Here is a 12576-nt window from a genome sequence, read left to right on the forward strand (position 1 = left end):
CCATTTTTTACAGCACTACAATAAGAAGATACCACACTTTTCAAAAAAAATTTACATTAAGCCCAGTTTTCTTCAAATTGGTCTTCTTTAAATCCGACAGTCACTTTTTCGCCGTCTGTTGTAAGCGGGCGTTTGATCAGCATACCATCTGAAGCCAGCAGTTCGAGCTGTTCGTCCTCTGACATGTGATACAGCTTTTCCTTGAGATTGAGCTCGCGGTATTTCATGCCGCTCGTGTTGAAAAATTTCTTGAGATCCAGCCCGCTTTTTTCATAAAGCGCTTTTAATTCTTCTTTGCTTGGCGGCTGCTCAGCAATATGTATTTCGTTTATTTCTTTCCCATGCTCTTCAAGCCACTTCTTTGCTTTGCGGCACGTTCCGCATTTAGGGTACCAGTAAAAAGTTAACGACATCTTCTTCCCCCTCAATAAAATAATCGAGGTTATTTTAACACAGTTTGTTTTAAAAACCTAAAACAGTGCTTCTTAAAAAAGAGCTCCGCGCATGCGGAGCTCATGGCCAATCAGACAATATATTTCTCAGCCTCAAAAATGCCTGCCGCCGCCTCGCGTTTTTTCTGAATCACGTTTTTAGGCGTTACGCGTGTCAGCTTGCGCAGAGCGGAAAGCATCATGCGGAGTGAATCTCCTTCTTCCATTGCGATAAGGGATTCCTTCGCATGCGCTTCAATTTCGTTAAAGGCCTCTTGAACGAAAATTTCTGTGTACAGCACCTTTTGCGCTGCTTTTTCAGCGCCTTGTGCGGCAATGGCCTTTTCCGTTCTGAGCACGGCTGATTCCATTGCGTATACATTGCTGACGATATCCGCTACGTTCACGAGAATTTCTTGCTCACGATCGATCGCTTTTCCGTATTTTTGCGCGGCTAGGCCGGCAGCAAACAACGCAATTTTTTTGGCTTGCTTGACGATATATTTCTCCTGCTCTAAGACGCCGCTTCCAGGCTCTTCAGGCATAAGCATCATGAGTTCTTCCTGCAGCGACTGCGCTTTTTCGAATAAAGGCAGCTCGCCTTTAAGCGCTTTTTTCAGGAAGGTGCTTGGCACGATTAACCGGTTGATTTCGTTTGTGCCTTCAAAAATCCGATTGATCCTTGAATCCCTATAGGCCCTTTCTACTTCGTACTCCTGCATAAAGCCGTAGCCTCCATGAATCTGCACGCCTTCATCAACGATATAATCAAGCGTTTCAGAGCCGAATACCTTATTCAGAGAGCATTCGATGGCGTATTCCGCAATCGATTTGGCGATTTGCCGGCCGTCCTTGAGATCTTCGGCCGTGAACTGGCTCATATTGTCTTCAAACAGCCCGACGGTTCTGTATACAGAGCTTTCCATCGCATACAGCCTTGAGGCCATTGTCCCGATTTTTTCCTGTGTTAATGAAAAACCAGCAATCGGCGTTTTAAATTGGCGGCGCTGATTTGCGTATGCCGCAGACAGCTCGATGACGCGTTTAGATGCGCCGATTGTGCCAACCGCCAGTTTGTAACGGCCGATGTTTAAAATATTAAAGGCGATGACATGCCCTTTGCCGATTTCTCCGAGCAGGTTTTCCTTTGGCACTTCAGCTTGATCCAGAATGAGAGTTCTTGTCGATGATCCCTTGATTCCCATTTTCTTTTCTTCCGGTCCCGTGGAGACACCCGGGAACTCTTTTTCTACAATAAAGGCTGAAAACTTGTCGCCGTCTACCTTGGCGTAAACCACAAATACATCGGCAAAAGCAGAGTTGGTAATCCACTGTTTTTCCCCTGTTAATACATAATGCGTTCCTGCTTCATTCAGCACAGCTGTTGTTTTTGCTCCAAGTGCATCAGATCCAGAGCCAGGCTCAGTTAGAGCATAAGCGGCGATCTTTTCGCCTGAAGCGAGTCCCGGCAAATATTTTTTCTTTTGTTCTTCTGATCCGAAAAAGACGATCGGCAAGGAACCGATACCGACATGCGCCCCATAAGAAAGAGAAAAGCTTCCCGCACGCGAAAATTTCTCAGTGATAAGTGCCGAGCTGATTTTATCAAGGCCGAGCCCTCCGTATTCTTCCGGCACATCGGCGCCAAGCAGCCCTAGTTCGCCCGCTTTCTTCAACAGTCTGACAGAATGCTCGAATTGATGGTTTTCGATATCATCTATATGAGGGAGAACATCTTGCTCGATGTAATCCTCTGTTGTTTTCGCAATCATTTTATGCTCGTCAGTGAAATCCTCCGGTGTATACATTTGATCGTATGTGACATCCTCGATTAAAAATCCGCCGCCTTTTTGTACTTCAGCCGCTTTTTTTGCCATTTGTTTTTCCCCCTTTAGCATAATTCAAATACACCGGCCGCTCCCATCCCGCCGCCGATACACATGGTCACGACTCCAAATTGCTCGTTTCTCCGTTTCATTTCATGGATGAGTGAGAGTGTAAGCTTTGTGCCTGTACAGCCAAGCGGGTGTCCAAGCGCGATTGCGCCCCCGTTGACATTCACTTTTTCTTCATCAATTCCCAATTCCCTGATTACTTGAATGGCCTGTGAGGCAAAAGCTTCATTCAGTTCAAACAAGCCGATGTCCTGCAGCTGAAGTCCGGCAAGCTTCAAAGCGCGCGGAATCGCTTCCACCGGTCCGATTCCCATCACTTCCGGCGGCACGCCGCCTACCGCAAAGGAGCGGAATTTCACAAGCGGCGCCAGGCCAAGAGCATCAGCTTTTTCCCGGTCCATCAGCATGACAGCCGCCGCTCCGTCACTCGTTTGCGAGGAATTGCCCGCAGTCACCGTCCCGTCAACGGAAAAGGCCGGGCGCAATGTCGATAAGATGTCTGCAGTCGTTTGCGGGCGAACACCTTCATCCTGAGAAAATACAAATTGTTTTTCCTGAGGCTTATGGTTTTCTCCAATTTCTGTCACCGTTACTTCTACGGTTACAATTTCATCTTTAAATTTTCCTTCTGCAAGGGCTTTAGCGGCGTTTTGGTGGCTGCGAACGGCAAACGCGTCTTGATCCTCACGGGAGACGCCGTATTTTTTCGCGACTTGCTCGGCTGTGTGCCCCATACTCATATAATATTCCGGTGCCTTTTCTGCCAAAGCAAGGTTCGGACGGGTAACATGCCCCATCATCGGAACTTGCGACATGGATTCCGCTCCGCCGGCGATCGCTGTATCGTAGGCGCCCAGCATAATTTTTTCTGCTGCGTATGCAATAGACTGAAGGCCTGAAGAGCAATAACGGTTAACTGTAATCGCCGGAACCGTGTACGGCAGGCCCGCGAGCGCACCGATATTTCTCGCCATATTAAGCCCCTGCTCCGCTTCAGGCGTTGCACAGCCAATAATCAAATCGTCAATATTGCCTTCGTAACCGCCTGCCCGTTTCAGTGTCTCTTTTACACAAATCGCTCCCAAATCATCCGGGCGAACGGTGGCCAACGATCCTTTTTTTGCTTTTCCAACCGGTGTTCTTGCACCTGACACAATGACTGCCTCTTTCATAAGCTCCCTCCTAATTCCGTAAAGGTTTACCTTTCACAAGCATATGCTGCATTCTCGCTTGAGATTTTGCTTCTCCTGCCAAACTCAAAAACGCTTCTCTTTCGATCTCCAATAAATATTCTTCATCAACCTCTGTACCAAACGGCACTTTTCCGCCCGCAATGACATAAGCGAGTTTTTTCGCGATCTTGAAATCATGCTCAGATATATAGCCGGACAGCTTCATCTGCTCAGCGCCAAGCAAGAGTGCCGCATAACCGGTTTCTCCCGGCACCTTGACCTTTTCTTTTACAGGCGGCCGCCAGCCGGTATCGTATAAAGATGCGGCCAGCTGCTTCGCATCGTATAACAGGTGGTCTTGATTCACGCTGATCTGATCCGTTTCTTTTAAGATGTTCATCTCACGAGCCTCTTGAGCGGAAGCGGACACTTTCGCCATCGCAATCGTTTCAAATGTTTTCATTGCCGCATTCATCGGATCAAGGCCACGGCGTAGATGATTGATGTACAGCTCTTTGTTTCCCCCTCCGCCAGGGATGAGGCCGACACCTGATTCAACAAGGCCCATATAGGCTTCGCTTGCCGCTTGAGTACGCGCCGCAGGCAGGCATACTTCCGTTCCTCCGCCGAGCGTCATGCCAAATGGCGCGGCGACGACCGGTTTCGCACTGTATTTGATCTTCATCATCGTCTCCTGAAAACGGCGGATCACAAAATCAACTTCCAAAAAGTTGTCATCTTGGACTTCCATTAAGATCATGGCGAGATTCGCGCCGACGCAGAAATTTTTCCCTTGATTGCCGATGACAAGCCCCTTGTAATTCCGTTCTGTTTCCTCTAATCCTTTGTGGATCATTTGAATGATATCGAGGCCGATCGCATTGCTTTTCGAATGAAATTCAAGAAGGGCCACATCATCTCCAAGGTCAATTAAGCTTGCTCCGCTGTTTTTCGCAATCACGCCTTTTGTTTCTTTAAGTGCTTGTAAATGAATTCGTTTTTTGTTTTCTTTCACGGCTCTGTATTCGCCGCGGTCATAATAAAATACCGTTCCGTTCTCTTTGATGTAGAAGGTTTCATTTCCTTTGTCCAGCATCTCTTTTATCCAGCCAGGCATATCTGCTCCAAGCTGCTCGAGCTTTTCCGCTGACTGCTTGAGGCCGATGGCATCCCACATTTCAAAAGGGCCCAGTTCCCAGCCGAATCCCCACTTCATGGCTTGGTCAATCGCATGAATATCATCGGCAATCTCGCCAAGCAGCTCGGCTGAGTAAAGCAAGGTTTGAGATGTGATATTCCACAGCAATCGGCCGGCTCTGTCATCCGAATAAATAAGCGCTTTCATTTTGGCTTTTGTCCCTTTTGCCTGTTTTGCCGCTTCAAGTGCCGGTGTTTTCATTTTTGTCCGCTCGCCGTAAGTAAGCGTCACTGGGTCAAGCTCATAAATCGTTTTTCCTTCTTTTTTATAAAAGCCTTGGCCGGCCTTACTTCCGATCCACCCTTTTTCCAGCATATCGTTCATGAAGCTTGGAAGGCGAAACACTTCTTTTTCATCGCCATCAGCTTTGTCATACACATTTCGGGCAACGTGGGCGAATGTATCGAGACCGACCACATCAAGCGTTCTAAAGGTAGCGCTTTTCGGCCTGCCGATCAGCGGTCCTGTGATCGAATCAACCTCCCCGACCTGATAGCTGCCTTTCAGCATTTCTTGGACTGTCACGAGAAGCCCGTACGTCCCGATGCGGTTTGCGATAAAGTTCGGTGTGTCCTTTGCTGTAACAACGCCTTTCCCGAGGACATTTTCTCCGAAAGCTGTCATAAACTTTAAAATATCAGGATCCGTTTCCTTAATCGGAATGATCTCCAGCAGCTTTAAATAGCGTGCGGGATTAAAAAAATGCGTTCCGAGAAAATGGGCTTTAAAATCATCCGACCGGCCTTCAGCCATTTCCTGCACTGATATGCCGGATGTGTTGCTTGAGACGATGCTTCCAGTCTTTCGATGTTCATCCACAAGAGCGAAAATTTTCTTTTTGACTTCAAGGTTTTCGACAACGACCTCAATAATCCAATCTGCTTCTTTCAGTTTTTCTGCATCATCCTCCAGATTGCCAGGTGTAATATAGGAGGTATTTTTCGCTGATGTGAGGGGAGCGGGCTTTTGTTTCAGCAGTTTTTTCATCGCCTGCCGGCTCAGCCTGCTGCGCACCTCCGGACTGTCCTTCGTCAGCCCCTTTTTTTCCTCTTCCTTTGTCAAATCGTTCGGCACAATATCTAGCAGCAGGACAGGAATTCCGATGTTAGCCAAATGCGCCGCTATCCCGGAACCCATTACCCCCGATCCTAAAACGGCTGCCTTCCGAATGTGTTTGTGCATGAGATATCCCCCTTGAACATTGAATGAATAGTCATTCATTTTTTGGCTAAAAAAAATGAAACCAGTTTCTTCTTTCATCTTAAAAGATTTCCGGTTCGACTTCAATAGCTAATTTGTTATTTTTTTGTATGAAGCCTATAAAAGTCGGGCAACTTAAGCCCGGAGGTGAAGGGAATGGTACGAGAGAAAAAAAATCCGTCTTCAGCGGCAGTCAGCGCGGCGAGCGTAAAGGGAGATGCCGGTCCGACTCAGCATTACGGCGGCGGAAAACGGACAAGTCAAAATCAGCAGTATAAAAAACATAACATGGAACAATCATAATGCAGCTGCTTCCCGCGGCTGCTTTCACTTTTTCAAAATTCCTTTTAACACAAACGCTGCATTGGCAGGCCGTTCGGCAATTCTTCTCATAAAGTAGCTGAACCAGTCCGTTCCATATGGGACATACACACGCATTCTGTAGCCTTCCTTGGCGAGTTCCTTCTGACGCTCCGGCCTGATGCCGTATAGCATTTGAAACTCAAATTGCGACGCAGGGATTCGATATTCGGCGACGAGCTGTTTCGTAAATGCAATGATGTCATCGTCATGTGTGGCGACAGCCGTGTAGTTCCCGCTTAACAACTGCAGCTTTATTAAGCTCTGAAAATGAAGGTCCGTTCCTCTTTTGTCGGGAAACGCTACGGCCGCAGATTCTTTATAAGCGCCTTTTACAAGTCTGAGATTCGGCTTTAAGTCCCGCATCTTTCTGATATCTTCTGCCGCCCGGTACAGATACGCCTGAATGACCGTGCCGAGCTTCTCAAATTCCTGTTTGCATTGCCTGTAAATAGAAAGTGTCTGTTCATAATGGGAATAGTCTTCCATATCAATGGTCACAGCAACATCATATTGCTTCGCAACGGAAAGAATGGCGCGCAAATGAGTAAGAGCAAGTTCTTCTGAAAGATCGAGCCCGATTGAGGTCAGCTTAAGTGAAAGCTCTGAGTCCAATTGATGTTCGGCAATGGCTTGAATGGCTTTCTTGCATTCCTCTGCGACTTGGTTTGCTTCTTTTTCCGAAGCTGCATACTCGCCTAAATAATCAATTGTTGCACACAAACCGGATCTATTTAGCCTTTTGACGGTCTTAACCGCCGATTCAATCGTATCCCCTGCGACAAACCTTCGTGCTCCAAGCCGCGTTCCGTATGCTTTTGCGAACTTGGTAAGTGTTTTATTTTGAGATAAGAATAAAAACACATGTCTCAACATCCGACTCCCTCCCGCCGTCATCTTCAAAACACCTGTATATAACTCCCAGTCTGAAGGAAACTATAAAATGAACAGAAACCAAAGGAGGATCACAATGGATAATCAGCAGCAATCTCAAATGCCGCCTTCCGTTATTTCGACAAAGGATCATTTGTATCTCAATGACATGCTGAACTGGAATTTGCTCGCGATGAAAAAAGCGCATTTCATGGCGCAGCAGTGCCAGGATCAAACGTTAAAGCAAGAACTCGACCGCGTCGGACACATGCATCATGATCACTATCAAAGAATATTAAAGCACCTGCAGCCAGGCCAGCAGCAGTCCGGCTACATCCAATAAGGAGGCGCCAGAATGAATCAGCAAAATCAAAAAATCAGCAACCCGCAGACACCTGTACCGACAACATCGGAAATGAATGACAGAGATTTCGTCAACGAATTGCTGACAACCGAAAAATACATGACAACAGCTTATTGCACTGCTTTGCACGAATTCAGCCACGAGTCTCTTTATCAGGATATTCAATCCATTTTTGATGAGTCACAAAAAGCGCAAAGAAAACTATATGATCTCATGTTCCAATATGGATGGTATTCTGTTGAAGCGGAGGATACACAAAAGCTGCAGCAGTCCTATCAAAAATTCCAGCAGACCATTCAGCAGCAGTCTCCTTATCAGCAATAACAACATTAGTAAAAAGGATACGATGTTCTTTCGGGCATCTATCCTTTTTTTGTGTAAAATCAGTTGACTTTTCATTTACGCTTATTTATATTTAATAAGCATTAACTATTTTGTCATTAAAATATATATACAGTGTATGTAACAGAGGGGAAATGAATATGAAGAGTGCGGATCAGTTAATGTCCGATATTCAATTATCGCTTCAGGCGCTCTTTCAAAAGATACAGCCTGAAATGCTGGAAAGCATGGAGAAACAAGGTGTCACCCCAGCGCAGCTGTTTGTGCTGGCCAGCCTAAAGAAACACGGCAGCCTCAAAGTTTCTGAAATTGCCGAGCGTATGGAGGTGAAGCCAAGCGCGGTGACGCTGATGGCAGATCGCCTTGAACAAAAAAATCTTATCGCCAGAACACACAACACAAAAGACAGGCGAGTGATTGATCTCAGTCTTACTGACGAAGGAGACAGAAAGTTCGAGGAGGTTTTGGCAGGCAGAAAAGCCATTATGGCGCGCTATCTTTCCTTTTTGACGGAGGAGGAGATGCTGCAGGCGGCGCATATTACAGCAAAGCTCGCACAAGCAGCAGAAACGGATGAAAAGCAAAACATGAAAAGAGGAAACGGATGAAAATGAGTAAAGAAGGCAAACAATCAAAACGAACGTTATTAATAACAGGCTTAATTATTGCCATGTTTTTTTCAGCCCTTGACGGTACCATTGTCGGAACGGCCATGCCGAAAATTGTCGGTGATCTGGGCGGTTTGAGCATGATGACCTGGCTGACAACTGCATATTTGTTAACATCAACAACCATTGTTCCAATTGCCGGTAAACTGGCTGATTTATTGGGACGCCGCATTGTCTATGTATCAGGTTTGATTATTTTTATGGCCGCTTCTGCTTTATGCGGAATGGCCAACAACATGACAGAATTGATTATCTTCCGTGGACTGCAGGGAATCGGCGGAGGCATCATGATGCCGATGGCGATGATTGTCATCGGTGACTTGTTCACAGGAAAACAGCGTGCTAAATTCCAAGGTGTCTTTGGCGCAATTTACGGGCTGGCTTCAGTGATTGGGCCGCAAATCGGCGGCTGGATTGTAGACTCGTTAAACTGGAAATGGGTTTTCTATATTAACCTGCCAGTCGGAATTATTGCGGTTATTTTTATTGCCAGAGGATTACAGGGACGCCAGCAGACTGGTCCGATCAACTTCGATATCGCTGGTATTTTCACAATGATTGTCGGTGTGGTCAGCCTCCTGCTCGCCTTAAGCTTTGGCGGAAAAGATTATGCATGGGATTCATGGCAGATTCTTGGGTTGTTCGCTCTCGCACTGATCGGCATTGTCAGCTTTATCATCGTAGAATCAAAAGCAAAAGAGCCAATCCTGCCAATGTATTTATTTAAAAACAGAACATTTACATTTCTAAACTTGATCGGCTTCTTTATGAGTATCGGTATGTTTGGCGCCATTACGTTTGTTCCTTTCTTTATGCAGGGGATTGTCGGTGTAAGTGCGTCTGAATCGGGTACAATTATGACACCGATGATGATTTCTATGATTATCACAAGTATCATCGGCGGACAGCTTGTTTATAAAATTGGGATTAAACCGCAAATCATTACAGGCATGCTGGTTATGGCCGGCGGATTCCTGCTGTTAACGACATTGGATCTCGACACGAGCAAGCTTGTCGCTACATCTTTTATGGCGATTATTGGTCTGGGAATGGGTCTTGTTATGCCGATTCTGACATTGGCTTTACAGGAAAGCTTTTCGAAGGAGGAGCTTGGAGTTGTCACTTCATCCAGCCAATTCTTCCGTTCTATCGGCGGAACATTCGGCATTACCATGCTGGGAGCCGTAATGAATGCGAGATCAGGAAATCTATTAACAGATAAATTGGTGCCATATTTAGACTCTCTTCCGGCACAGGCAAGCTCGTTTGCCGCCCAGCTAAAGGGTATGATTGATACAAATCCGCAAGGGCTGCTGCAATCGCTGTTCAGTCCGGACGCGGTCAAACAAATCCCTGCGGCTTTCTCATCCCATATTGTGCCGATTTTAAAAACATCGTTGATGGATTCGCTCCACAGCGTGTTTTATACGGGCCTGATCTTTATCGCAGTCGGAGCCGTATTCACCTTGTTCTTAAAACCTATCAAGCTATCAAATAAGAAAACGGAAGACCAACAAGAAAAAGAGAAAGCGGCAAAAGCCGTTGAATCACCTTCCCATTAATAGAGCACCCCGCGGGTATCAATCCGCGGGGTTTTTTATTCAATCATCTGGGCTCTTCCATTTCCGAAAGACCAATCCTCAGCCTGATTTCCGGCCAGCATGATAAACACATCTTCTTTTCTGACGCCAAGCTCGGAATGAATCCGGCTCGCGATTGAGCGGTAAAGTGCTTTTTTCTGTTCAGTTGTTCTTGACTGTTTCAGTGTAAAATGAATGTATATCAGTTCATCAGTACGCTCGACTTGGAGATAAAATGGATCATAAAAAAATTCGCTTTTTTCATATTGTCTGATGACTTGGAAATAGTCATCTTCCGGCACATTGATTTCTTCAATCATCGATTGGTGGATAGTCCTGCTCAGTTTTTGAAGCCACACTTCGCTTCTTCCCGACCGTAAATGAATCTGTACAAATGGCATCTCCCCGCATCCCTTTCTTTACAGCGTCTGTCCGCTGTCAATTGTGATAATTTGGCCTGTGAGTGATTCCTGTTCAATTAGTGAACAAATCAATTTGGCAACATCATCTGGTTCAGCAATACACTGCAGCGGCAAAGAGCCGATCATGCTTTTCATTTTTTCTTCCCGTCCGGCCCACCATCTCGTTGCCACAGCTCCTGGTGCTACACCGCTCACTCTGATTTCAGGCGCTAAGGCGTGGGCCAATGATTTCGTTAAACCGTGCACCGCTGATTTTGATACTGCGTAAGGCATAGATGAGCCGACACCAGTTATCCCTGCGATGCTGCCGACGTTTACGATCGCCCCGGCCTTGCTTTTCTTCATGAACGGAACCACTGCTCTCGCGCAAAAAAACATCCCTTTCACATTGACGGCATACAGCTCATCCCAGACGTCTTCTGTCGCAGCCTCAAGATCATCCATTGGAATATGCCGTGTAATGCTGGCATTGTTGACTAAAATATCAACCGTGCCGTGTGTGCTCACGATTGCTTGAATCATATCCTGCACGTCGCTGTTTTTGGATACATCTGCTTGGATGGCGAAGGCTTGCCCGCCAGCTTTTTTAATCATTTCCACTGTTTCCTCCGCTTCTGATTGCGAGCGTGAATAATTCACCGCCACAATCGCCCCGCGCTTTGCCAATTCCATACTGGCTGCTTTTCCGATTCCTGTGCCGCCCCCCGTTACGAGAGCTATTTTGTTCAAGACATTCATTGCCGCCACTCCTTGCTGTTGACTAAAGTATATTTCTGATTCCATTGTAATCCAGCTTTGATGTTGCGTATAATGATTGTTAAAGATACTAGATATCACTCATATTGATAGCAAACGAACGGAGGAGTTCAAAATGGAAAGCGGAGATTTACGTGTGTTTCAAATGGTAGCCCGTGAAGGGACCATTACGAAAGCAGCCTTGCAGCTTGGCTATGTACAATCGAATGTCACGGCCAGAATTCAGCAATTGGAAGCTGAGCTGGGTACCACACTGTTTTTGCGCCATAATCGGGGCATGACACTTTCTGCAAGCGGAAAATTGCTGCTGGACTACGCAAATAAAATTATCGGCCTGCTTGATGAAGCGTCTAAAGCGCTCTCATCCTCCGCAGAACCAAGCGGGCCGCTTATGATCGGCTCCACTCAGACAACAGCCGCGGTAAGGCTTCCAAAGCTCCTGGCATCTTATTATGAAGAACATCCAAACGTCCAGCTGTCTTTAACAACAGGACATACGCAATTTCTCCTTGATAAAGTTCTTCGTTATGAATTGGATGGCGCGTTTATCGGATGCGAATGCCATCATCCTGAGCTCGAATCCTATCCTGCGTTTGAGGAAGAACCAGTAGTTGTTTCGGCTGCCTCCGTGCCCGATGTTGAGGAAGCCATCACAAAGCCGATTCTCGTTTACAGCACAGGCTGTTCGTATCGAGAAACACTTGAAAAATGGCTGCGTTCCGTCGGTGTCACACAGCCAGTCATTATGGAATTTGGGACGCTTGAAGCAATTATCGGCGGGGTTACAGCAGGTCTTGGCATCTCGTTGCTGCCAAGAACGGTTGTGCAGAAACATGAAGCAGAAGGATCAATTCGATTGTACCCGCTGCCTGAAGCGCTCAGCCAGATGAAAACAGAATTTATTGTTCGAAAAGATTCGTTTATCAGCAGCGCGCTGAGAACCTTTATGGATTCCTTTACGCCAGATAAAACGGCTGAATCACAAAAAAGCAGTCTGCTATAATGAACAGACTGCTTTTTGGCTATTGTTTGTTTCGATGCGCTTCATTTAATTCCTTAATATGCTGAATGATCTCTTTAATGCCCTGCTTTGCATCAGGGTATGTCGCATTCCAATGCTTAGCGAGCGGAGGCATGCTTTTGGCTATATGGGTGTACAAAATCCATTGCTTCACTTCTTCTTTTAGCTCATCGTTTGTTTCACCAAGCAGAAGCTCAGTATACTTCTCCAGCAATCCATCCAGCTGCTCCTGAAGTTTTTGTTCCATTTTCCATCTTCCTTTCGAAAAAACAGCAAGGAGCTTTCTCAATTGAA

At 46.3% G+C, this 12576-nt stretch carries 14 protein-coding genes; 6 read left to right on the forward strand and 8 right to left on the reverse strand.

Annotation, left to right across the window (positions count from 1 at the left end; genetic code table 11):
- Window positions 1–56: 56 nt before the first annotated feature.
- The 4 genes from NSU05_RS16555 to NSU05_RS16570 all read right to left on the reverse strand — a co-directional run bounded on the left by NSU05_RS16555 (window position 57) and on the right by NSU05_RS16570 (window position 5878).
- Window positions 57–413, reverse strand: coding sequence for an arsenate reductase family protein (locus NSU05_RS16555; RefSeq protein ID WP_003222779.1), 357 nt, complete (start codon window positions 411–413; stop codon window positions 57–59).
- Window positions 414–523: 110 nt separating this feature from the next.
- Window positions 524–2308: an acyl-CoA dehydrogenase FadE gene (gene fadE, locus NSU05_RS16560; protein WP_038429587.1), complete on the reverse strand. Its 1785-nt coding sequence runs from the start codon at window positions 2306–2308 to the stop codon at window positions 524–526.
- 14 nt (window positions 2309–2322) lie between these two features.
- Complete coding sequence (locus NSU05_RS16565) at window positions 2323–3498, reverse strand: acetyl-CoA C-acetyltransferase (protein ID WP_038429589.1); 1176 nt, start codon at window positions 3496–3498, stop codon at window positions 2323–2325.
- Window positions 3499–3508: 10 nt separating this feature from the next.
- The gene (locus NSU05_RS16570) at window positions 3509–5878 is read right to left on the reverse strand and encodes a 3-hydroxyacyl-CoA dehydrogenase/enoyl-CoA hydratase family protein (protein ID WP_038430047.1); all 2370 of its coding nucleotides are present in this window, start codon (window positions 5876–5878) and stop codon (window positions 3509–3511) included.
- 174 nt (window positions 5879–6052) lie between these two features.
- Between NSU05_RS16570 and NSU05_RS16575 the strand changes: the two genes are divergently transcribed.
- Window positions 6053–6199, forward strand: a complete 147-nt coding sequence (locus NSU05_RS16575) for a YuzL family protein (protein WP_003240817.1) — start codon at window positions 6053–6055, stop codon at window positions 6197–6199.
- A gap of 24 nt (window positions 6200–6223) precedes the next feature.
- Here the strand turns inward: NSU05_RS16575 and NSU05_RS16580 are convergent, their stop codons facing one another.
- Window positions 6224–7132 (reverse strand): proline dehydrogenase, encoded by a 909-nt coding sequence (locus tag NSU05_RS16580; protein WP_038429591.1) that lies wholly within the window; start codon window positions 7130–7132, stop codon window positions 6224–6226.
- A 94-nt stretch (window positions 7133–7226) separates the two neighbouring features.
- Here NSU05_RS16580 and NSU05_RS16585 point away from each other — a divergent pair, with 94 nt between their 5' ends.
- From NSU05_RS16585 to mdtP, 4 genes are all read left to right on the forward strand, one after another.
- Entirely contained in the window at window positions 7227–7472 is a 246-nt protein-coding gene (locus NSU05_RS16585) for a hypothetical protein (RefSeq protein ID WP_003228567.1), read from the forward strand.
- Window positions 7473–7484: 12 nt separating this feature from the next.
- A complete protein-coding gene (locus NSU05_RS16590) occupies window positions 7485–7817 on the forward strand; it encodes a spore coat protein (RefSeq protein WP_014477927.1) in 333 nt (110 codons plus the stop codon).
- Window positions 7818–7975: 158 nt separating this feature from the next.
- Window positions 7976–8443 carry a MarR family transcriptional regulator MdtR gene (mdtR, locus tag NSU05_RS16595; protein ID WP_015251263.1) on the forward strand — a complete coding sequence of 156 codons (468 nt, stop codon included), beginning with the start codon at window positions 7976–7978 and terminating at the stop codon, window positions 8441–8443.
- Entirely contained in the window at window positions 8440–10065 is a 1626-nt protein-coding gene (gene mdtP, locus NSU05_RS16600) for a multidrug efflux MFS transporter MdtP (protein ID WP_015384597.1), read from the forward strand. Before mdtR ends, mdtP begins: the two co-directional genes overlap by 4 nt.
- A gap of 35 nt (window positions 10066–10100) precedes the next feature.
- Here mdtP and NSU05_RS16605 read toward each other — a convergent pair whose 3' ends face one another.
- On the reverse strand, window positions 10101–10484 hold the full coding sequence (locus NSU05_RS16605; protein WP_029318438.1) for a tautomerase family protein: 384 nt from the start codon (window positions 10482–10484) through the stop codon (window positions 10101–10103).
- Between the two features lie 18 nt (window positions 10485–10502).
- A complete protein-coding gene (locus tag NSU05_RS16610) occupies window positions 10503–11243 on the reverse strand; it encodes an SDR family NAD(P)-dependent oxidoreductase (RefSeq protein ID WP_038429593.1) in 741 nt (246 codons plus the stop codon).
- A 133-nt stretch (window positions 11244–11376) separates the two neighbouring features.
- Between NSU05_RS16610 and NSU05_RS16615 the strand changes: the two genes are divergently transcribed.
- Window positions 11377–12264 (forward strand): LysR family transcriptional regulator, encoded by an 888-nt coding sequence (locus NSU05_RS16615; RefSeq protein WP_015714676.1) that lies wholly within the window; start codon window positions 11377–11379, stop codon window positions 12262–12264.
- Window positions 12265–12283: 19 nt separating this feature from the next.
- Here NSU05_RS16615 and NSU05_RS16620 read toward each other — a convergent pair whose 3' ends face one another.
- The gene (locus NSU05_RS16620; RefSeq protein WP_003228549.1) at window positions 12284–12571 is read right to left on the reverse strand and encodes a YusU family protein; all 288 of its coding nucleotides are present in this window, start codon (window positions 12569–12571) and stop codon (window positions 12284–12286) included.
- Window positions 12572–12576 lie beyond the last annotated feature (5 nt).

Origin of the sequence: Bacillus sp. EU52, from assembly GCF_037964975.1 — a bacterium.
GTDB lineage: Bacteria > Bacillota > Bacilli > Bacillales > Bacillaceae > Bacillus > Bacillus subtilis.

What these genes read in the sequence shown, in the direction of transcription:
- NSU05_RS16555 (WP_003222779.1), bottom strand. Translation starts at nt 413, where the DNA reads ATGTCGTTAACTTTTTACTGGTACCCTAAATGCGGAACGTGCCGCAAA.
- fadE (WP_038429587.1), bottom strand. Translation starts at nt 2,308, where the DNA reads ATGGCAAAAAAAGCGGCTGAAGTACAAAAAGGCGGCGGATTTTTAATC.
- NSU05_RS16565 (WP_038429589.1), bottom strand. Translation starts at nt 3,498, where the DNA reads ATGAAAGAGGCAGTCATTGTGTCAGGTGCAAGAACACCGGTTGGAAAA.
- NSU05_RS16570 (WP_038430047.1), bottom strand. Translation starts at nt 5,878, where the DNA reads ATGCACAAACACATTCGGAAGGCAGCCGTTTTAGGATCGGGGGTAATG.
- NSU05_RS16575 (WP_003240817.1), top strand. Translation starts at nt 6,053, where the DNA reads ATGGTACGAGAGAAAAAAAATCCGTCTTCAGCGGCAGTCAGCGCGGCG.
- NSU05_RS16580 (WP_038429591.1), bottom strand. Translation starts at nt 7,132, where the DNA reads ATGTTGAGACATGTGTTTTTATTCTTATCTCAAAATAAAACACTTACC.
- NSU05_RS16585 (WP_003228567.1), top strand. Translation starts at nt 7,227, where the DNA reads ATGGATAATCAGCAGCAATCTCAAATGCCGCCTTCCGTTATTTCGACA.
- NSU05_RS16590 (WP_014477927.1), top strand. Translation starts at nt 7,485, where the DNA reads ATGAATCAGCAAAATCAAAAAATCAGCAACCCGCAGACACCTGTACCG.
- mdtR (WP_015251263.1), top strand. Translation starts at nt 7,976, where the DNA reads ATGAAGAGTGCGGATCAGTTAATGTCCGATATTCAATTATCGCTTCAG.
- mdtP (WP_015384597.1), top strand. Translation starts at nt 8,440, where the DNA reads ATGAAAATGAGTAAAGAAGGCAAACAATCAAAACGAACGTTATTAATA.
- NSU05_RS16605 (WP_029318438.1), bottom strand. Translation starts at nt 10,484, where the DNA reads ATGCCATTTGTACAGATTCATTTACGGTCGGGAAGAAGCGAAGTGTGG.
- NSU05_RS16610 (WP_038429593.1), bottom strand. Translation starts at nt 11,243, where the DNA reads ATGAATGTCTTGAACAAAATAGCTCTCGTAACGGGGGGCGGCACAGGA.
- NSU05_RS16615 (WP_015714676.1), top strand. Translation starts at nt 11,377, where the DNA reads ATGGAAAGCGGAGATTTACGTGTGTTTCAAATGGTAGCCCGTGAAGGG.